This window comes from uncultured Tenacibaculum sp. (genome assembly GCF_947502995.1).
In the GTDB taxonomy this organism is placed as follows: domain Bacteria; phylum Bacteroidota; class Bacteroidia; order Flavobacteriales; family Flavobacteriaceae; genus Polaribacter.
Genome location: NZ_CANNBW010000002.1, coordinates 57,584 through 78,448, shown reverse-complemented (window position 1 = coordinate 78,448; position 20,865 = coordinate 57,584). Strand labels below are relative to the sequence as shown.

15 protein-coding genes are annotated in these 20,865 nt (G+C 29.4%); 8 read left to right on the top strand and 7 right to left on the bottom strand.

Going from position 1 to position 20,865, the window contains the following annotated elements; translation table 11 throughout:
- The first annotated feature begins 93 nt into the window (after positions 1-93).
- The 3 genes from Q1A46_RS01710 to Q1A46_RS01700 are packed head-to-tail and all read left to right on the top strand — an operon-like array spanning position 94 to position 5,323.
- Positions 94-2,931 carry a pitrilysin family protein gene (locus Q1A46_RS01710; protein WP_299673349.1) on the top strand — a complete coding sequence of 946 codons (2,838 nt, stop codon included), beginning with the start codon at positions 94-96 and terminating at the stop codon, positions 2,929-2,931.
- A 39-nt stretch (positions 2,932-2,970) separates the two neighbouring features.
- On the top strand, positions 2,971-4,659 hold the full coding sequence (locus Q1A46_RS01705) for a hypothetical protein (protein ID WP_299673347.1): 1,689 nt from the start codon (positions 2,971-2,973) through the stop codon (positions 4,657-4,659).
- The gene (locus Q1A46_RS01700; protein ID WP_299673345.1) at positions 4,634-5,323 is read left to right on the top strand and encodes a hypothetical protein; all 690 of its coding nucleotides are present in this window, start codon (positions 4,634-4,636) and stop codon (positions 5,321-5,323) included. The genes Q1A46_RS01705 and Q1A46_RS01700 overlap by 26 nt, the downstream gene beginning before the upstream one ends.
- Positions 5,324-5,350: 27 nt before the next feature.
- On the opposite strand, the gene fabD is transcribed toward Q1A46_RS01700, so the two are convergent.
- Complete coding sequence (fabD, locus tag Q1A46_RS01695) at positions 5,351-6,238, bottom strand: ACP S-malonyltransferase (protein ID WP_299673343.1); 888 nt, start codon at positions 6,236-6,238, stop codon at positions 5,351-5,353.
- Positions 6,239-6,305: 67 nt separating this feature from the next.
- On the opposite strand from fabD, the gene Q1A46_RS01690 reads away from it, so the two are divergent.
- Genes Q1A46_RS01690 through Q1A46_RS01670 form a run of 5 tightly spaced genes read left to right on the top strand, consistent with a single transcriptional unit; the run spans position 6,306 to position 10,649 of the window.
- Entirely contained in the window at positions 6,306-7,010 is a 705-nt protein-coding gene (locus Q1A46_RS01690) for a queuosine precursor transporter (RefSeq protein WP_299673341.1), read from the top strand.
- Positions 7,011-7,023: 13 nt separating this feature from the next.
- Positions 7,024-8,286 (top strand): mechanosensitive ion channel family protein, encoded by a 1,263-nt coding sequence (locus Q1A46_RS01685; RefSeq protein WP_299673339.1) that lies wholly within the window; start codon positions 7,024-7,026, stop codon positions 8,284-8,286.
- On the top strand, positions 8,276-9,355 hold the full coding sequence (locus Q1A46_RS01680; RefSeq protein WP_299673337.1) for an ABC transporter permease: 1,080 nt from the start codon (positions 8,276-8,278) through the stop codon (positions 9,353-9,355). Before Q1A46_RS01685 ends, Q1A46_RS01680 begins: the two co-directional genes overlap by 11 nt.
- Before the next feature lie 36 nt (positions 9,356-9,391).
- The gene (locus Q1A46_RS01675; RefSeq protein WP_299673335.1) at positions 9,392-9,841 is read left to right on the top strand and encodes a thioesterase family protein; all 450 of its coding nucleotides are present in this window, start codon (positions 9,392-9,394) and stop codon (positions 9,839-9,841) included.
- Positions 9,831-10,649 carry a DNA/RNA non-specific endonuclease gene (locus tag Q1A46_RS01670; protein WP_299673332.1) on the top strand — a complete coding sequence of 273 codons (819 nt, stop codon included), beginning with the start codon at positions 9,831-9,833 and terminating at the stop codon, positions 10,647-10,649. Before Q1A46_RS01675 ends, Q1A46_RS01670 begins: the two co-directional genes overlap by 11 nt.
- A gap of 58 nt (positions 10,650-10,707) precedes the next feature.
- Here the strand turns inward: Q1A46_RS01670 and Q1A46_RS01665 are convergent, their stop codons facing one another.
- The 6 genes from Q1A46_RS01665 to Q1A46_RS01640 form a co-directional block, all read right to left on the bottom strand.
- Positions 10,708-12,684 carry a cytochrome c biogenesis protein CcdA gene (locus tag Q1A46_RS01665; protein WP_299673330.1) on the bottom strand — a complete coding sequence of 659 codons (1,977 nt, stop codon included), beginning with the start codon at positions 12,682-12,684 and terminating at the stop codon, positions 10,708-10,710.
- 16 nt (positions 12,685-12,700) lie between these two features.
- Positions 12,701-14,011 carry a tRNA lysidine(34) synthetase TilS gene (gene tilS / locus Q1A46_RS01660; RefSeq protein WP_299673328.1) on the bottom strand — a complete coding sequence of 437 codons (1,311 nt, stop codon included), beginning with the start codon at positions 14,009-14,011 and terminating at the stop codon, positions 12,701-12,703.
- A gap of 14 nt (positions 14,012-14,025) precedes the next feature.
- On the bottom strand, positions 14,026-14,844 hold the full coding sequence (locus Q1A46_RS01655; protein WP_299673326.1) for an alpha/beta hydrolase: 819 nt from the start codon (positions 14,842-14,844) through the stop codon (positions 14,026-14,028).
- Between the two features lie 2 nt (positions 14,845-14,846).
- On the bottom strand, positions 14,847-16,172 hold the full coding sequence (gene pabB / locus Q1A46_RS01650; protein ID WP_299673324.1) for an aminodeoxychorismate synthase component I: 1,326 nt from the start codon (positions 16,170-16,172) through the stop codon (positions 14,847-14,849).
- Between the two features lie 42 nt (positions 16,173-16,214).
- Positions 16,215-17,750, bottom strand: coding sequence for a YifB family Mg chelatase-like AAA ATPase (locus Q1A46_RS01645; protein WP_299673322.1), 1,536 nt, complete (start codon positions 17,748-17,750; stop codon positions 16,215-16,217).
- A gap of 331 nt (positions 17,751-18,081) precedes the next feature.
- The gene (locus Q1A46_RS01640) at positions 18,082-20,784 is read right to left on the bottom strand and encodes a substrate-binding domain-containing protein (protein ID WP_299673320.1); all 2,703 of its coding nucleotides are present in this window, start codon (positions 20,782-20,784) and stop codon (positions 18,082-18,084) included.
- Between the last annotated feature and the right edge of the window lie 81 nt (positions 20,785-20,865).

The following is a 20,865-nucleotide window of genomic DNA, read 5'->3' as shown; positions in this document are numbered from 1 at the left end:
TTATTATAATCGTCTTTTTTATTTTAACAAACTTTAGGGAATTTAACTATTTCTTCATTTAGTATCTTTAAAGCCTAATTTAGAGATATAACCATGATAAAAAACTTAACTTTTGGACTCCTATTTTGTATTTTAATAGGATGTACTTCTTCTGAACAAGAATCCAAAAAAGTAGACTTAAAAATAGATTATGAAAAAATCACATTAGACAATGGTTTAGATGTTATTTTTCATGTTGATAAATCAGACCCCGTTGTGGCTGTAGAACTTATGGTTCATGTTGGTTCTGCAAGAGAAATAGAAGGTAGAACTGGTTTTGCTCACCTTTTTGAACACTTATTGTTCTTAGAATCGGAAAACTTAGGTAAAGGTGGACTTGATAAAATGAGTGCACGAATTGGTGGTTCTGGTGCTAATGGATCTACTTCAAGAGATAGAACTAATTATTTACAAACTGTTCCTAGCGATGCTTTAGAAAAAATGATTTGGGCAGAAGCTGATAAATTAGGTTGGTTTATTAATACAGTTACAGATCCTGTTTTAGCGAAAGAAAAACAAGTTGTAAAAAATGAAAAAAGACAAAGTGTTGATAATAGACCTTATGGACATAGACAGTATGTAATTGGAAAAAATTTGTATCCGAAAGATCATCCTTACAATTGGCAAGTTATTGGTTCTTTAGAAGATTTACAAAATGCTACTTTACAAGATGTAAAAAACTTCTTTAAAAAATGGTATGTTCCTAATAATGCTACCTTAGTTTTATCTGGTGATTTAAATGTTACTCAAGCTAAAGAATGGGTTCATAAATATTTTGATGAAATTCCTAAAGGTGAAACAATTGCTCCGATTCAAAAAAGACCTGGGATTGTTAAAGAAACTAAACACATAGTTTATGAAGATAACTTTGCTCGTTTACCAGAATTAACCTTAACATGGCCAACTGTAGAACAATATCATGAAGATGCGTATGCTTTAGATATTTTAGCAGAATATTTAAGTAATGGAAAAAAAGCTCCTTTAAATAAAGTTTTGGTTGATGATTTAAAATTAACATCAGGCACAACAATGTTCAATTTCAATTCTGAAATTGCAGGCCAAACTCAATTGATCGTTAGAGCTTTCTCTAATACAAAATTAGATGAAGTTCAAAAAGGGATTCAAACAGCATTCGCTGACTTTGAACAAAATGGAATTCCTCAAAAAGATTTAGATCGTATTAAAGCTGGTTTAGAAACAGATTTTTATAACAGTTTATCTAGCGTTCTTGGTAAAGGTTCTCGTTTAGCTTCTTACAATACATATACCGGAGATCCAGGATATGTGACGAAAGAATTGAATGAAACATTAGCAGTTACTACTGCTGATGTAATGGCTGTTTTTAACAAATACATAAAAGACAAAAACTATATCGCTACTAGTTTTGTTCCAAAAACTCAACAAGAATTAGCTTTATCAAACTCGGTAGAAGCTAATGTAATTGAAGAAAAAATAGTTACCGGTGCAGAAGAATCATTCGATTCATCAATAGCAGCAACTTATGAAAAAACACCTTCATCTTTTGATCGTTCTGTTGAGCCTCCATATGGAAAAGCTCCGGAATCTAAAACTCCAAATGTTTGGAAAGATGAATTAAAAAACGGATTAAAAGTATTTGGAATTCAAAGTGATGAAGTTCCATTAGTACAATTCAATTTTGTTATCGAAGGTGGACAATTACTTGAAAACATGGATAAATTAGGTGTTGCAAATTTAACAGCTAGTTTATTAGAAAAAGGAACTAAAAATAAAGATGTAAGTCAGTTAGAAGATGAATTAGCTCAATTAGGTGCATCAGTAAGTATTTTTTCTACTAAAAATAATATTCGTGTTTTTGGTAATACCTTAAAACGTAATTACAAGCAAACATTAGCTTTAGTTCAAGAAATGCTTTTAGAGCCTAGATGGGATGAAGCTGAATTCGAGTTATTAAAAAAAGGTGCAATTACAAATTTAAGATCACAGGAAGCTAGTCCGACTTCAATAGCTTCTAATCAATATAATGCACTTATTTATGGAAAAGATAATATCCGATCTAAAAATGTATTAGGAGATGTAAAATCTGTTGAGTCTATTACAATCGATGATTTAAAAGCCTATTACAATAATTTCTTTTCTCCTTCAATAACAACAATGCATGTAGTTGGTGATATTGATAAAGAAAACATTATTATTTCTTTACAAGAACTTGACAAAAAATGGATGGCTAAAGAAGTAACTATTCCTAGTTTTAAAACTCCTGAAGCTCCTGAAAAATCAACAGTATATTTTTATGATATTCCAAATGCTAAGCAATCTCAATTACGTTTTGGAGCACCAGCATTAGCTTTCAATGATGCGGATTATTATCCTGCTACTGTTATGAATTATATTTTAGGCGGTGGTGGATTTGCTTCTCAATTAACACAACAATTACGAGAAGGAAAAGGATATACTTACGGAGTAAGATCAGGTTTTTCTGGAGGAAAAGATAAAGGTGCATTTACTATTGGTAGTGGAGTTCGTAGTAATGTTACTTTAGAAGCTTCTCAATTGGTAAAGCAAATTCTAGAAAACTATGCTCAAAATTATTCTGAAAAAGATTTAGCAACAACCAAAGGTTTCTTAATTAAAAGTAATGCAAGAGCTTTTGAAACTATGGGAGCTAAACTTAGAATGTTAGAAAATATTAGCACATATAATTTAACTAATAATTATATGAAGGATAGAGAAAAAATAGTTTCTGAGATGACTATTCCAAGAATTCAAGAATTAGCAAATCAATATGTAGATCCTAATAAAATGATTTGGCTAGTTGTTGGAGATGCAGAAACACAATTAAAAAGAATGAAAGAATTAGGTTTTGGAGAACCTGTACTTTTAAATAAACTTCAAGAAAAAGTAAAACAATAAAAGTTAAAAAAGTAAATTTGTTATAAAATTAATAATAAAATGAAAAAAATAAGCTTAAAAAAGATACTAGTATTGGTATGTCTTACTCTTTCAACTTTAATTATTTATAATTGTAATGATGATACCATCCAGGAGCAACAACAAAAAAGTAATGTACTAATTGAAAACATCAACTTCAGTGATTTTGCTAACAATTCAGACTTCAAAAAATATTACAATGAATTAATTGTATCTAAAAAAATATTAAGAAGGAGTAAAAAAAATATAATAGGTTTAAAAACTAATTTAATAAAACATATTAAAACTGCAGAAAAAGAAACTTATACTTTTGTTGTAGAAAAAAATAATTCAAAACTGAATCAATTTGAAAACCTAGTAATTACTAAAAATTTGAATAATAAAGAAATTACTTCTGTATTTTTAAAATACACTATGGCTACAAAAGTACAACTAGATGAAAATGGCAAGCCTTATCCTTTTCAAGGAACCATAGAAGTAATCCCAGTAGATGAAGAAGAGTTAGATGGTGTATTTTCAAAAAGCACGACTAAATGTTATAGAATTGAACTAGTTGTCTGTACAAATAATGTAGGAGACTTTAAGGTCGATCATGAACCAACTGATGCGTGTGTTAAAGAAGAATTCATTAAGACAAAAATATATACTGAATGTAATACAATATTTGGACCTCCTAGCTTTACAAATGAATCTGGAGGAGGGCTAATTTTAGCTCCAAGTTCTGGTGGATCAGGTTATAATACTAATAATGAAAATTCAATAATAACATCTCCTTTACCATCACATTTAAAGACTGAGTTTTTTGAAATGGTAAGTCGGTTAACACCAGAACAGCATAGTTTTATCTATAAAATAGAAAATGCTTCAATTAGAGAAGAAATAGCCGAATTTTATGAAAAGAAAAACTTCTCAAAAGAAGCAGAAGAATTCATCATAGAAGCTATAAATACTATTATGAGTAATGGAGAGGTCAATTTTGAAACACTAATTATCAATAAATTAACTAATGAATGTGCTAAAAAAACTTTTGAAGAACTAGAAAATGGGCTTTTTGAAAATCATCCAATAAAAAATGAAATTATTATTCCTTCTAATAATTTATCTTTAAATTTTAGTCAACATATATTAAAACTTTTTAAAAATAGTGACAGGACTAACTTAATAATACAGAATGGCAACCTTGAAGGCGCTAATGGAAGGACAATTAAATCTACAATTACAATTGATAACTCTTATTTATCTACTGCTACAAAACTTTCTATTGTTCGAACTATAATACATGAATCAATACATACTTACTTAAATGGAATATTTTTCAGTTATCCTGGATTAGAAAATTTAACTTTTAGAGATAAAATGAGAAGATACGCATCTGAAAATAATATAACTACTCCAAATCAACTTCACCACGAATTTATGAGTCAGTTTATAGATGCTATGGCCTTTTCTTTATTTGAATGGGACAAAGAATATGGAAATGGTTTAAATCGAAACAATATTAACGGACCAGACGATTTATTAGGATGGAATTATTATAAATCATTATCATGGGCAGGTTTATTTGAAATGGATTCTAATGGTAATATCAGAAGCATGACAAACTCATTTCAAACTCTAGTACCTAATTCTAACGAAAGAGAAAAAATAGCTAAAATAGTATTTAATGAATTAAAAAATAATAGTGATGCGAAAGGTACAAATTGTAATTAATTTTATTCTTTTTTTTATTTTCTTTTACGCTACAAAAACATTTAGTCAAGAGATTATTCAAGGAAAATATAAAAAAAATAATATTATAGATACTTTTGAAAGCTTTGAATTTAATAAAAATGGTCTATTTTCATTTAAAAAAGAAACTGATGTAGGTATTCATTCCAAAGGAAAAGGGCATTATAAAATTGTAAAAGATAGTTTGTTTTTAAATTATGACTTATCGTATCCTAATAAAAATAGTTATTATCAATCTAGGAGCTACTACAATAGTAAAGACTCTATATCTATAAATTTCTCTATTTTTAATTTCAAAAGCAAACCCTTAAACAATGTAATGATTTATACAACAGGTAATACTCCTTATAAATCATGTGAAACTAGTTTATATGATAAATGCGCTTTTACATTTAAGAAAGGGGATTACAGTAATAGAATTGAAATTCTAATTGATGGTGAGTTTTTAGATCGACAACTAATTATATTGGCTCCTGATAGAAATTATGAAATAACTGCCTATATGAATAAAAATCAATCTATTGGTTTTTATCATCCTAAAACTATTAAAGACGAAAAACAAAAATTCAAAATCTTAAAGTTTTCTGAAGAATATATTGAATTAAAAAACTCAGAAATACAGTTTAAACTAATCAAATATAAATAATAAAAGCAGTCAATATGACTGCTTTTATTATTCTCCGAAGCTTGCTCCACTAGCAGCTACACTTCTATCAATCTTACGCATTAAACCTTGTAAAACTTTTCCAGGACCAACTTCAATCACTTCAGTTGCTCCATCAGCAATCATTGCTTGTACACATTGTGTCCACTTTACAGGCGCAGTTAATTGCGCAATTAAATTTTCTTTAATCTCATTAGGATCTGTAATTGCTCTTGCAGCTACATTTTGATACACTGGGCAATTTGGCGTATTAAAAGTAGTTTCTTCAATAGCCTTTGCTAACTCTTCTCTTGCTGGCTCCATAAGTGGCGAATGAAAAGCTCCACCAACTGGTAATACTAAAGCTCTTTTAGCGCCTTTTTCTTTTAAAACCTCGCAAGCCTTATTAATAGCCTCAATTTCTCCTGAAATCACTAATTGTCCAGGGCAATTATAATTTGCAGCTACTACTACTCCATCAATAGTATTACAAGTTTCTTCTACAACTGCGTCTTCTAAACCTAAAACAGCAGCCATAGTAGATTCTTGAGCTTCACAAGCTTTTTGCATAGCTAAAGCTCTTTTAGAAACTAATGTTAAACCATCTTCAAAAGATAAAACACCATTTGCAACTAAAGCAGATAATTCTCCTAAAGAATGTCCTGCAACCATATCTGGTTTAAATTCTTCACCTAATACTTTAGCAAGAATAACTGAATGTAAAAATATAGCTGGTTGAGTTACTTTCGTTTGTTTTAATTCATCCGCACTACCTTCAAACATTACGTCGGTAATACTAAAACCTAAAATAGAATTTGCTTTTTCGAAAAGCTCTTGAGCGATAGGTGATTTTTCATATAAATCTAACCCCATTCCTGTAAATTGTGCTCCTTGTCCAGGAAAAACATATGCCTTCATAAATTTCTTTTTGTCATTTGTTTTATAATGCAAACATAATCAATTTTAATTTTGTTATTTTCGCTATATGACTGAGAAAAACAAACTACTTGCTCAAAATATATTTCTAATTTTAGCAGCCTTGTTTATTGCTTCTTTGGTAGCTTCAAATTTAATTTTTCAAAAATTCTTTTATTGGTATCCGTTCGAGTTAGAACTATTTGGTGTAAAATTATTTGAAGTTTCGGTTGGTTTATTACCTTATCCTATTACTTTTTTAATTACAGATATTCTATCAGAAGTATATGGAAAAAAGAAAGCCAATCAAGTTGTTATTGCAGGTATTTTTGCTTCACTTTTCTCTTTATTAATTATTTATGCAGGTAAAATTGCCCCAGCTACTGCTTGGTCTCCTGTTAATGATAAAACTTTTAATCTTGTTTTTGGAGCCGCTCCTTTAGCTGTTGTAGCATCTATGCTTGCATATTTGTTCGCTCAATTTATAGACATAAAAGTATACCACTTTTGGAAAAACTTAACCAAAGGGAAGTATTTATGGTTAAGAAACAATTTTTCAACATTTACTTCTCAATTTATAGATACAATAACAGTATTAGTACTTCTTTGTTCGTTTGAAATTATTGCTTGGGATAAATTTTTAGGATTATTAATTAGTGGTGTAATTTTTAAAATTGTAATTGCTGCTTTAGACACTCCTTTGCTTTATATTGCGGTATATTTTTTCAGAAGAAAATTTAAATTAGCCATTGGGGAAGAAATTCAAGATATTTAATTCTTAAGGAACTGTGAATCATTTTTTTTACAAATTTTTAAAAGACAAGTTAGATCTTAATCACAATTTAGCTACTTATTTGAATGTATTTTTCAACTTAGTAATCATTGCAATATTAGGTTATGTACTTTTTAAAATACTTCGTTATTATGGAAGTAAATTCTTAAAAAAAATTGCCAATAAAACTAAAACTGAATTTGATGATATTCTTATTAAAAATTCGTTTTTTTTAAACTTTGCTCGTGTATTAATACTTCTTGTTACTTATGGAAGTTTACAATATATACTTATAGATTTTTCTCATTTCTTAGAATACGCTAAGCGATTTGTTAATCTTTTAATTGTATTAACATTTGTTTCTTTAGTTAAGAGTATACTACAAAGTATAAAAGATTTTTTAAGAACACTTCCTGCATTTAAAGACAAACCGCTAGAAAGTTATGTGCAAATTTTCATGATTCTTTTATGGATCATAGCATTTATTGTTTCTTTCTCAGTAATCACAGGGAAACCTTTATTGCGTTTCTTTACTGCTCTGGGTGCTTTTTCTGCAGTATTACTTTTAATTTTTAAAGACACTATTTTAGGTTTTGTGGCTAGTATTCAAATTTCAGTTTACGATACTGTTCGTTTGCAAGATTGGATTACTATGGAAAAGTTTGGCGCTGATGGAAATGTTATTGAAATCAATTTAACTTCAGTAATTGTAAAGAATTTTGATAACACCATTACTAGTATCCCTACTTATTCTTTAATTTCTGACTCTTTTAAAAACTGGAGAGCAATGAATCACTCTGGTGGAAGACGAATAAAAAGAGCTATTCAAATTAAAATTAATAGTATTCATTTTCTTTCCGAAAGTGAGATTGAACACTTCAAAAAAATTGAGTTAATTAAAGATTACGTTACTGAAAAATCAGATGAAGTTAACCTTTACAATTCATCTAACAATATAGACAAGTCGTTACTTATTAACGGAAGAAACTTAACGAACTTCGGTATGTTTAGAAAGTATATCGATATGTACTTAAAAAATCATCCAAAAATAAATCAGGACTTACTGTTTATGAGTAGACAATTAGCTCCTACGTCTAACGGAGTTCCTTTAGAGATTTATGCTTTTAGTAGTGAAAAAGAATGGATTATTTATGAACGAATTATGGCCGATATTTTTGACCATATTTTTGCTAGTGTTTCTTTCTTTGATTTAGAAGTTTATGAAAACCCTTCTAGCTTAGATATTACTAATTTGAAAACAAATCCTGATGAAAAGTAATTCAAATTCTTTACATCAGCTTGCCCTTAGAAAATTCAAAAAAAATAAACTGGGTGTTTTTAGTTTTAGCTACATCATTTTCTGCGGATTTATAGCTATATTTTGCTATGTTTTAGCTCCAGACAATTCTAATTCAGCTAATCAAATGCACTTAGAAATTCATTCAAAACCTCCTGGTTTTAATGTATTAATGCTTAGAATTCCTAATCAACAACAAGAAGAAACATCTTTATTTACCACATTAATAGAGGGAAAAAAAAATGATTTCAGAGAATTACCTATTTTATCATATTCTGTACAAAATAATATTTTAGAAGTAATAAAATACGCTGATCAACTTCCTAAATCTTATCCTTTGTCCATCTTTAATAACGAGCCTGAAAAGTTTATTAGTAAAAGTACTTTTGTATTTGGAACAGATAAGTACGGAAGAGACTTGTTAAGTAGGTTACTTATAGGTACTAGAATATCATTTTTCATCGGTTTTATCGCTGTTTTTATCTCTTTAATCATAGGAATACCAGTTGGTGCGATTGCGGGTTACTATGGCAAAAAAATAGATGCGTTTATTATGTGGTTTATTAATGTAACTTGGTCTATTCCAACATTACTTTTAGTAGTTGCCTTTATATTAGTCATGGGAAAAGGTTATTGGCAAGTTTTTATTGCTGTAGGTTTAACTATGTGGGTTGAAGTTGCTAGAATAGTTCGTGGAAAAGTAATTAGCGCAAAACAAGAACAATATGTAGAAGCTGCTAAAGCTTTAGGCTTTTCTAACTTTAGAATTATTTTCAAGCATATTCTTCCTAATATCATGGCGCCTATTATTGTTATCTCTGCGGCTAACTTTGCCGCTGCTATTTTAATAGAAAGCGGATTAAGCTTTTTAGGAATTGGTGCACAACCACCAACACCATCTTGGGGAGCAATAATTAAAAATCACTACAACTATATTATATTAGGAAAGCCCTATTTAGCATTAATTCCAGGAATTGCAATTATGAGTTTAGTTATGGCTTTTATGTTGTTAGGAAATGCCTTAAGAGATGCATTGGATGTAAAAAGTTAAGTTTGTAATTTCGCTCATACAAATTAAAACACACACATGAGCTTTATTGTAAATTTTACAACGAGATGGGCAGATTTTGATGCCAACATTCACATGAGACATACAGCATACAATGATTATGCAGCTGAATCTAGATTACGTTATTTTAATCAGTATGGAATAACAATTCATGATTTCACAAAAGAAAAAGTAGGCCCGATTTTATTTGAAGAAAATACACGATTTTTAAAAGAGATACATTTAGGAGAAGATATTTCTGTAAACTTGAAAATTACAGGACTTTCTGGTAAAGGTGAACGCTGGAAAATTCAGCATGAGGTATTTAATAGTAAAGGAAAACTTTCTGCTGTAATTAATGTTTATGGAGCTTGGTTAGATTTAGAAAAAAGAAAATTGACAGTTCCTCCTGTGAAATTTCAAGAAATTTTCACTGATGCAGAAAGGACAGAAGATTTCAAAGAAATTCCGTTAAAAAGTGAGGCGTAAAAAAGATATTTTCAGCATTCTTTTAGTTGTTATTGTTGCTGTAGCATATTATTACACTGAAAAAAAAGAAAAATATAAATCTGAAGAAAGTGTTTCCGTTGAAAAAAACAACAGTAAAAAAAACACACAATTTAATTATTTGCCTAGCTCTACAACTGGGCAAATAATTCATCATAGTGGATATTCATTCTCTTATAGTGAAAAACATGAACAAGCTGAATGGGTTGCTTATTCTTTAGAAAAAGATGATATTGTTTATACTGATTTCAAAAGACCTTTTTTCATTCAAGATCCTAAAGTAAAAACGAAGTCTGCAGATTGGAAAAATTATAAGAAATCTGGTTACGATAAAGGACATTTATGTCCAGCTGCGGATAGAAAATCTTCAAAAAAACTTTTTAATGAAACTTTTTACACATCTAATATTTCTCCTCAAAAACACAACTTTAATGCTGGTATTTGGAATAAATTAGAACAAAAAGTTCGTTACTGGTCTAAAAAGTACAAACACTTATACATAGTAACAGGAGGAATTCTTGATCATGCTTCAACAAAAACTATAGGTAAAGAGAAAGTAACAGTTCCTAATGCTTTTTATAAAGTTCTATTAGATTATTCTGAGCCTGAAATTAAAGCTATAGCTTTTCTAATTCCACACAAAGAAACTTCTGCCCCATTATATAATTTTGTTATTTCTATTGATCAATTAGAACAAAAAACAGGAATTGATTTTTTTCCTGAATTACCTAATCAAATAGAAAACCAATTAGAAAGTAATACAAGTTATAAAAAGTGGTCTTTTAGATAAACAAAAAAGGATTCGCAATTGCGAATCCTTTTTTGTTTACTCGGATATATTAAAGATGTTACTCTTTAAATTTCTTTAAACCAGTTTTTAACCAGTTATAATAACTTAATTTATCTGTATACTGTTGTGGTGTATTTAATACTTCCATATCTGGACTTAACTGTACATAAAAAGGCTGAGATGCATTTTTAAAGTTTACAGTTTGTAAAGTAGCCCATTTTTCACCATATGTTCTAATCTTTTTAATTTTTCCATTAGGCTTCACAAAATCAAATTGTTGATCTGCTGGAAGCGGGTTTTCATTATCATCAACATATAAAGAAATTAATACGTAATCATCTTTTAATGTGTTATAGATGTTACTCTCACTCCATACATTTTCTTCCATCTTACGACAGTTAACACAAGCCCAACCTGTAAAGTCTAATAAAACTGGTTTATTTACAGACTTTGCATAAGCCATTCCTTCATCAAAATCTTTAAAACAATTTAATGCTAAAGGACACTTATTATCTTGTTGCTCGTATACACTATAGAATTGAGGTGGTGCAAAACCACTTAATAAGTTTTGATTCCATACTGGCTTTTGTGTCACACCAGGTCCCATGTAAACAGCGAAACCTAAAACAGCTAAACCTAAAACAATGCGTAAACCAGAAACTCTTCTTACTTTTTCACCTCCAGGGAATTTAATTACTCCAAACATAAATAATGCTGCTAATACAGTAATTAAAATCCAAATTCCTATAAATATTTCTCTTTTTAAGAAATTCCATTGTCCAACTAAATCTGCATTTGATAAGAATTTGAATGCTAATGCTAATTCAATAAAACCTAACATTACAGTAATTGCTTTCATCCAGAATCCAGATTTTGGCAAAGCACTTAACAATTTAGGGAAAAGAGCAAAAAATGCAAATGGTAAAGCTAATGCTAAACCGAAACCTCCCATACCAGCTGTTAACTGCATCGGACTTCCATCTGAAGTTAAAGAACCTGCTAATAAAGAACCTAGAATTGGACCAGTACAAGAGAAAGATACAATTGCTAAAGTTACAGCCATAAAGAAAATACCAATAATACCTCCTATACCAGAAGCACTATCAGTTTTATTACCCCATGAACTTGGTAATGTAATTGAATAAAACCCGAAGAATGAACCTGCGAAGAAAACTAATACAATAAAGAAAAATATGTTTAACCACATATTAGTAGATATTGTATTTAAAATCTCAGGATCTAAGTTATCAGCAAAGTGGAAAGGTAAACTTAAAGCCACATAAATTGCAACAATAAAGAAACCATATAAAATTGAATTCGTAACTCCCTTTGCTTTTTTCTCAGATTGTTTTGTAAAGAAAGATACTGTTAATGGAATTAATGGGAATACACAAGGAGTTAAAAAGGCAATTAAACCTCCTAGAAAACCTAATAAGAAAATATTTAATAAATTTCCTTTTTCACCATCAGTAGCACCATTAGAAACATTTGTATTTAATAACTCTTTATTTTTTAAATCTAAGCTTAAAGAGTTAGTTAATGCTTTACTATTTTCATCAACAGTAGCAACAGTTTCAACAATTTCGCCTCCATTTAATGAAAACGTAAAATCGTTATCATAAGGTAAACAGAATTCTTTACAAACCTGTGCATCTATATTTAATGATACCTGGGTTAAACCTGGATCATCTAATTTTATACGTTGTGTAAGAGTAGCTTCTTCTGCAAAGAAGATTTCATCTACTCCCCATATTTCGCTATACTCTGTTATTGTCTCACTTTCAACAGCTTTACCTACCAAAGTATAACCTTCATCACCTACAGACGGTTTAATTGTCATAGGTAAAGAAGCATCCTTTGGATTGTACTGTGAATAAAGGTGCCAATCATCTTCAATAAAAATAGTGAAAATTAAATCGTACTCAGTATCTGAGATTTTTTTAACAGAGGTTTCTACTTCTAGAGGATCATCCTGCGCAAAAGAGGCGAACGAAAAACCTAGAATAAATAAAAATAGGGTAAAAACTCTTTTCATTGTCATTGGGGTTATTTTATTTACTTATTTTTAATACATCCTTTGTAGAAACTGAAGCAGCAAATCTTCTGTCTTGTCTTTTACCAACAATCCAAATGATTTCATTTTTTTGAGTACAAAGCAACCAAGTACTTTCTTTTTCGAACTTAGATAACTTTTCATCCTTAAAAAACTTACTGATTTTTTTCTTCCCTTTCATGCCTATCGGGTAGAAAAAATCTCCAACTTCCCATTTCCTTATTATCATCGGGAAAGTTACTAAATTTTTGTTAACTAAAATAGAATTTTTCCCTGTTGCTTCATTTTTCAGGGATTTTTCAATAATTATCGTTGTTTTATCGTCTATTTTAAATGTGCCTATTCCTATTTCCTGCTGCATTTTTAAACTCCCATTTAAATTGCGTTTATTTAACAATAAAAAATCTCTATCTCTAAGTAATTCATGGGTTTTAGAGGTAACAATTTTTCCTGTTTGAGATTTTAACAAGTCCTTAACATTATTCCATTCTGTGAAATTATATTCTTTCAACAACTGGTATAAATAAACTTTAGGATTTGATAATTTTAACACTTCAGAAACGCTTATTTTTATCAAATCTCCATCAATTTCAAGTATTTTTTCAGAAATTTCACTTACTTTATCGTCAATTATCTTCTTACTTTCTGATAAATTTTGCGATACTCTCTCAAAACTATTTAAAATGTTTGGATCTATCTCTTTTAAGATAGGAATTAACTTATGACGAATCTTATTTCTTAAATATTTTTGTTCTGCATTACTAGCATCTTCTCTCCACTCTATTTTTTTCAATAATGCATATTTTTCTATTTCTTGTCTAGAAAATTTTAATAAAGGTCTTGCTATATTTTCATTTCGTTTTGGAATACCAATAAGCCCATCAAGTCCAGAACCTCTAGTTAAGTTTATAAAAAAAGTTTCTAAGTTGTCATCTGAATGATGAGCTGTCAATACGTGAGAAAAATTTCTTTCTTCAATTATTTTTTTAAACCAATTATAACGAAGTTCCCTTGCTGCAATTTGAATTGATAACTTTTCCTCTTTAGCATATTTTTCAGTTTCAAAAGATGTTGTTAAAACTTCTACTTGTAGTTTCTTTCCTAGTGCCTTTACAAAATCTTCATCTCTATCACTTGCCTCCCTTCTTAATTTAAAGTTACAATGGGCTATAGCAAAATTGCACTTTAAATCATGAAACAAATGACATAAAACAACACTATCTATCCCTCCAGAAACTGCAATTAAAAAAGGGGTTTCTTTTAAAAAAGGAAAATTATCCTCTATATGAAGTTTAAAATCTTGTAACACTAAATTTGAATAAATTACGCTTGAGTTTTTAGCCAAGTTATAATATCCTGAATTACTTGATCTTTACATAAATCATTATGTAATTCGTGATAACCTTCATTATACAATTTCAATGTTACGCTTGGGTTATTTTTGGCAAAATCCTCGCTTCCTAAATAACTAATTAATTTATCATCTTTACCGTGAAGTAATAATGCTGGTTTATTTAATTTGGAAGCATTTTCAATCGCATAAGCCCCTTTCTCTATAAAAACCAAAGAAAAATTTGGACTTACTCTAGAATGAACTAACGGATCATCTTGATATTTTTTTACTTCTTTAGGAATTCTAGAAATAAAATTAGGATCTACTTCATTATCTAAAGTTAAAAATGGAGCAATCTTTTGAATTATTTTACCTATTGACAACTTCCATTTTGGAGGTTCAAAAGCCAATTTCAAAAACGGACTTGTAGCAATAACTCCTTTAATATTATTTGTAGATGAAATCATATAGTTTAAAACTGCATTTCCCCCCATTGAATGGCCGTAAAGAAACATCGGAAACTCTCCTAAAACCTCTTCTGTCTTTTTTATAAATGCAGTAATACTATTCATAACTGCATTATATCCTGGATTATGACCTCTCTTCCCTTTTGTTTTACCATGACCGTAATGATCGAAAGCAATAACAGCAAAATCATGCTTTATCAATTCTTCCGCAACATGAGAAAACCTTCCCGAGTGTTCACCTAATCCGTGAAGTATAATAACTGATGCTTTATAACTCTGAGGTTTCCAGTATTGACCAAAAAACTCGGTTTCGTTGTGCTTAAATTGAATTGTACTATGCATTCTTAATTACTGTTGGTATTTTGAGTTAATACTTGTTTCATTGCTTTTGCCTTTAACAGACATTCTTCATATTCTTTTTCTGGTACTGACTTCGCTGTAATAGCTCCTCCTACGGAATAAGATACATATTTTTTATCAGAATTATATAAAATACTACGGATCACTACATTAAAATCAAAATCACCTTCTGGAGTAAAATACCCAAAAGCTCCGGAATACAAACCTCTTTTTGTCTCTTCTAACTTTTCTATAATTTCCATTGCTGAAATTTTGGGTGCACCTGTCATACTTCCCATTGGAAAAGTTTCTCTAATCACATCTACAGGATGAACATCTTCATTAATTTCTGAAACAACAGTCGATATTAATTGATGAACTTGTTTAAAAGGATATACTTTACAAAGTTCTTCTACTTTCACAGAACCTTTTTTAGCTAATCGTGATAAATCATTTCTAACCAAATCGACAATCATGATATTTTCCGATCGTTCTTTTTCATCTCTAGCCAAATCGAAAGCTATTTTATCATCTTCGATAGCATTCACCATTCTTTTTGCTGTTCCTTTTATAGGTTGAGAAATAATTTTACTTCCTTCTTTTCTCAAATAACGCTCAGGAGAAGCCGACAATAAAAACAATTCTTCATGTTTAAAAAATGTTGCAAAAGGTGGCTCGGAAATCGTATTCAAATTCTTGTAAATCGAATATGGATCAATGTCTACATTTTCAGCATAAAACTCTTGACAAAAATTTGCTTCATAAATATCTCCTCTATGAATATGTTTTAATACCTGATCTAACTTCGAAAAATATTCATCTTTATGAATTCTAAGTTTAATTTTTACTGATGATTTTTCATCTTTTAACTGATTCGACTTCACCGATAAATTCCCTCCCAAAATACTTTCAAAATCATCTTCAATTTCATCGTCAAAAGCATTTAAATATAAAAACTTAGCCTCATTTCCTTTTATTGAAATAATCTTTTGAGGTTGAAAGAAATAAATGTCTGGAAAAGTTAAACCATCATAATTACCTGAAGACAATCTTTCTACATCATTCTTAACATCGTACGACAAATAACCAAACAAATAATCTTTACTGTAAGATTGGTATTCTTTTAATTTCTCAAAAGCATTAAAATAATCAGTTTTAATAGATGTAAATTCTTCTACAGCCAATACACAATCAAAACTTGAGTATTGTTGTTCATAATTATTACTATCTAAAAAAACGACGGTTTCGTGCGTTTGTCCCCATTGCAATAATCTTTTCTTGAAATCTTTAACATTTTCTAGAAAAAAAGTATGTTCAGCTCTTAAAAACATTGAGCAAAAATAGTAAATGAGAATTATTAATTCATTAGAATTTTAACCTAACCATCCTTCTCTATCTAGACTTCTATATTGAATAGCTTCAGCGATATGATTTTCAACTACATCTACAGAATTATCTAAATCCGCAATTGTTCTAGCTACTTTTAAAATTCTATCATAAGCTCTGGCAGATAAGTTTAATTGTTCCATAGCTGTTTTTAATAAAGCTTTTGAACTTTCATTCAATTTGCAATACTCTCGTATTTGTTTTGTATTCATTTGAGCATTATAATGTACATTTTCTAAAGATTGAAATCTCTTTGTTTGGATAGCTCTAGCTGCTGTGACTCTCTCTCTTATAACAAGTGAAGATTCTCCTTTTTGAGTATCTGAAAGTTTTTCGAAAGGTACAGGGTTTACTTCAATGTGTAAGTCAATACGATCTAATAAAGGTCCGGATATTTTACTTAGGTATCGCTGCATTTCAAGAGGTGAAGAATGCATTGCATTATCAGAATCATTAAAATATCCTCCCGGACTTGGGTTCATACTTGCAACTAACATAAAAGATGACGGATAAGTTACTGTAAATCTAGCTCTTGAAATTGTTACTTCACGATCTTCAAGCGGTTGTCTCATTACTTCTAAAACACTTCTTTTAAACTCTGGCAATTCATCTAAAAAAAGTACACCATTATGTGATAAAGATATTTCCCCAGGTTGCGGATAAGAACCTCCGCCAACCAGAGCAACATCTGAAATTGTATGATGAGGATTTCGAAAAGGGCGCTCTAGCATTAAACCAGAATTAGCTACTTTACCGACTACAGAATGAATCTTAGTAGTTTCTAAAGCTTCATCTAAAGTCATCGGAGGAAGAATTGAAGAAAGTCGTTTACTAAGCATTGTTTTCCCAGAACCTGGCGGACCTATTAAAATAATATTATGCCCTCCTGCCGCAGCTATTTCCATACAACGTTTGATACTTTCTTGACCTTTTACATCTGCAAAATCAAACTCAGGGTTTTCTAATTGATTATTATACTCCTTTTCTATATCAATTACAGTTTGCGTTAGCTGATCTTCTTTATCAAAAAAACCAATTACTTCTTTAATGTTTTTTACTCCATAAACATTTAATCCATCAACAACAGCAGCTTCTCGTGCATTTTGTTCAGGCAAAATAAAACCTTTAAAACCTTCTTCTTTTGCTTTTATAGCAATTGGTAAAGCTCCTTTAATAGGTTGTAAACTTCCATCTAAAGATAACTCTCCCATAATAAGATACTCTTTTATCTTATTCGCTTTAATCTGATTAGACGCAGCTAAAATTCCTATGGCTAGAGTTAAATCATAAGCTGATCCTTCTTTTCTAAGATCTGCTGGCGCCATATTAATTGTGATTTTCTTTCCTGGTATTTTATATCCTATGTTTTGTAAAGCAGCTGCAATTCTATAGTTACTTTCTTTTATAGCATTGTCTGGTAATCCTACTAAATGATAACCTATTCCCTTATCTACATTTACTTCAACAATAATAGTGGTGGCATCAACTCCAAAGAGAGCTGATCCAAAGACTTTAACTAGCATATTTTTTTCTTTAACAATTTTGGATAAAATAAATCATTTTCTTTTAAATCAGCAAATAATCAACATTTATAAAATAAAAAAGCGCGATATAAATCGCGCTTGAATTTCATAATCTTTATTTGGATGAAGTGTAAAATAATCCCCCAATTCTTTTACTGGTTCTTTCCCGAAAGAAATCACAAATATTCGATTACACTTACAAAGTTAAGTTTCTTTTACTTTTACTATCTTCAAAAATGTTACAACAACAAAAAACAAAATCAAATCACTGAAAAACAATTATTTAGGTGTTTTTATTTCAAAATTGTTACAACAACAAACGCTAATTAACTTAGCCTGTTTTACCTTTTTTATACTTCTTTGGAGTATCTCCATATTTAGCTTTAAAAGCAGTTGAAAAGTAATTCGGAGAAGAAAAACCTACTGAATAGGCGATATCTGCGATACTTAAAGTTTCATCTGTAAGAAGCATTTCTTTTCCTTTCTCTAACCTAATATTTTGAATATAATCACTTATTGTAATACCCAATAAAGCTTTTATTTTCCTATATAACTGTACTCTAGAAATATTTAACTCCTCTGCTAAGACTTCCACAGTAAAAGAAGAATCATCAATATTAGAATCTATTAATTCATCAATTTTATTAATAAAATCTGATTCTTTATCTTTTATTTTCTTTTTATGTTCTTTTAACTTTTCTTCTTTTAAATTTTTAGTAGTTTCTTTAAAATACTTTTGAAGTTTCTTTCGATTATACAACAATGTTTCAACTGACTGAAATAAAACTGACAGATTAAATGGTTTAGTTAAAAACATATCCACTCCAGATTTAAGCCCGATTAAATGTGCTTCATCAGTTTTTAATGCTGTTAAAATTAAGACGGGAATATGAGAAGTTCTTTCATCTTTCTTAATCATTTCACAAATTTCAAAACCACTTATTTCAGGCAAATTAACATCACTGATAATTACATCTGGAATAGTTTCTAATATCTTATCTTTTACATTTATCCCATCCGAATCATGAACTTCATAAAACTCTGACAATTTATTTTTTAAGAACTCTCTTAAATCATTATTATCTTCAATTACCAATAATCTTTCTTTTTCTTTCTTTGATTTTTTGAACTCGAAACTTTTCCTCTCTATAAGTTGCTTTTGAGGAATAGAAATTTCTTTGATATTAGCATTAATTATTTCTTCTTCTTTTAAATGTGTTTTTCCTTTAGGAATAGAAATAATAAACTCAGCTCCTTTATTTTTTTCAGATATTACGCGAATATCTCCATTATGTAACTTAACATACTCTTTGGTTAAAAATAAACCTATACCTGAACTTGTTTTCTGATTATTCGTTCCTTGATAAAACTGATTAAATATTTTTTCATTTTCTGAGCTAGGAATACCAATCCCTGTATCTTTTATCGAGATAAAAACTTTATTCAGCGTTTCTTCAATACTCACTATTATTTTTCCTCCAATAGGAGTAAACTTGAAAGCGTTAGATAATAAGTTAAACAAAATATTGTCGAATAAATCACGATCTATAAAAACATCTGAATCTTTAATCTTTGATTTTAAAGAGAAGTCTATTTGCTTTTTATTCGCTTCACTATTAAAATCTGAAAATATTGATGTTACAAAAGATTCTATATTAGTTTTAGATGCTTTTAATTTGAAACTTCTACTTTCTACCCTTCTAAAATCAAGCAATTGATTAATCATTCGCAGCAATCTTCTCGAGTTATTATAAATTAAATTAAACTCATTTGATTTCTGTTGAGTTTCTGAACCTATTAATGATTCTGTAGAAGATAAAATTAGTGATATTGGTGTTTTAAAATCATGAGAAACTCCCATAAAAAAGTTATTGGTTGTTTCATGGGTTACCCTTAAATCTTCAGCGATTTTCTCTATTTCTTTTTTCTGACTATCTATTTGATCGATCAGTTTAACTAGTAACCTTTTTTGTTTGATTAACTTCCTTTTTGCTCTTAAGGTTATGATCAATAAAATTATGATAATACCTAAGAAAATTAATGTAGCAATTAAAAAATCTCGTTGAGAATTATATAATTTAACTTGATCATCTATTCGCTGTTGTTGTTTTTCGATATCAAATTCATGAGCCTGAATTAAAGCCAATTGTCTACTTAACAAATCAACATTTGTTGCATCTACAACAACAGATGGTAATAAAATTTCAGAATTAACTTCTTCTCCTTTAATAAAACTAACTGCAGCTTGGATCGCTTCTTTACCTCCAGTTGGACATAAAACTGTTGCTTCAAAAATTTCTTTTTTAACTAAATCTAATCCTTCGTTTTCAGAATTAAGACCTCCTACACCAATAAACTTTACATGCTTGTGTTTAGATGATTTAAACACTTCATACGCTTTTAGTGCTAAATCATCAGAGTGGGCAAAAACATAATCAATTTGCTCTGATTTGTTAAGTAATTCTTCTAAGTTTTCTAGTATTCCAGAACCATCATAACTATCCTGAATAGATCCAACTAGCTCTATACTTTCAGATTCTTTAATAATTTTTCTAAATCCTAAACTAATATGTTTAGTAGGTGTTGTACCAGCCCAACCTTTAATCTCTACAACTTTTAACTTTTTCTTTAAAGATTGGAGATATTTAGCCGCATTTACTCCAACCTCATAATTATTAACTCCGATAAAAGAATCGTAAATACTTATTTCTCTGTCTAAAATAATTACTGGAATTTTATTTTTTACAGCTTTCTTGATTATTGGCTTTAAGGGTTTAGGAGCAATTGGAGATACGATAATCACATCTACATTATCCTCAATGAAGTTTTCAATATCAGAAATTTGTTTGTCAACATCTGCTTTTGAATCAGAAATATTAAGAATGATGTTATTATGAAAACCAGTTTCAATATGCATTGATTGCACAACTGCTTCTTTCCAATTTTCACTTGAAGAAAACTGTGAAAATCCTATTGTATATTTTTCTTGAGTCTTAGAATTACTACATCCTCCTAGCACTAATATAAACAACAAAAAAAATAGTATGTTTTTAACTTCCCCCAACTATTACTATTTTGATTTCTAATATACTAAACTATAAACAAATAAAAAAAA

Coding starts and splice junctions, on each gene's coding strand:
- fabD (WP_299673343.1), bottom strand. CDS start 6,238: ATGAAGGCATATGTTTTTCCTGGACAAGGAGCACAATTTACAGGAATG.
- Q1A46_RS01645 (WP_299673322.1), bottom strand. CDS start 17,750: ATGCTAGTTAAAGTCTTTGGATCAGCTCTCTTTGGAGTTGATGCCACC.
- Q1A46_RS01690 (WP_299673341.1), top strand. CDS start 6,306: ATGACTGAGAAAAACAAACTACTTGCTCAAAATATATTTCTAATTTTA.
- Q1A46_RS01675 (WP_299673335.1), top strand. CDS start 9,392: ATGAGCTTTATTGTAAATTTTACAACGAGATGGGCAGATTTTGATGCC.
- Q1A46_RS01665 (WP_299673330.1), bottom strand. CDS start 12,684: ATGAAAAGAGTTTTTACCCTATTTTTATTTATTCTAGGTTTTTCGTTC.
- Q1A46_RS01705 (WP_299673347.1), top strand. CDS start 2,971: ATGAAAAAAATAAGCTTAAAAAAGATACTAGTATTGGTATGTCTTACT.
- Q1A46_RS01680 (WP_299673337.1), top strand. CDS start 8,276: ATGAAAAGTAATTCAAATTCTTTACATCAGCTTGCCCTTAGAAAATTC.
- Q1A46_RS01700 (WP_299673345.1), top strand. CDS start 4,634: ATGCGAAAGGTACAAATTGTAATTAATTTTATTCTTTTTTTTATTTTC.
- pabB (WP_299673324.1), bottom strand. CDS start 16,172: ATGTTTTTAAGAGCTGAACATACTTTTTTTCTAGAAAATGTTAAAGAT.
- Q1A46_RS01655 (WP_299673326.1), bottom strand. CDS start 14,844: ATGCATAGTACAATTCAATTTAAGCACAACGAAACCGAGTTTTTTGGT.
- Q1A46_RS01710 (WP_299673349.1), top strand. CDS start 94: ATGATAAAAAACTTAACTTTTGGACTCCTATTTTGTATTTTAATAGGA.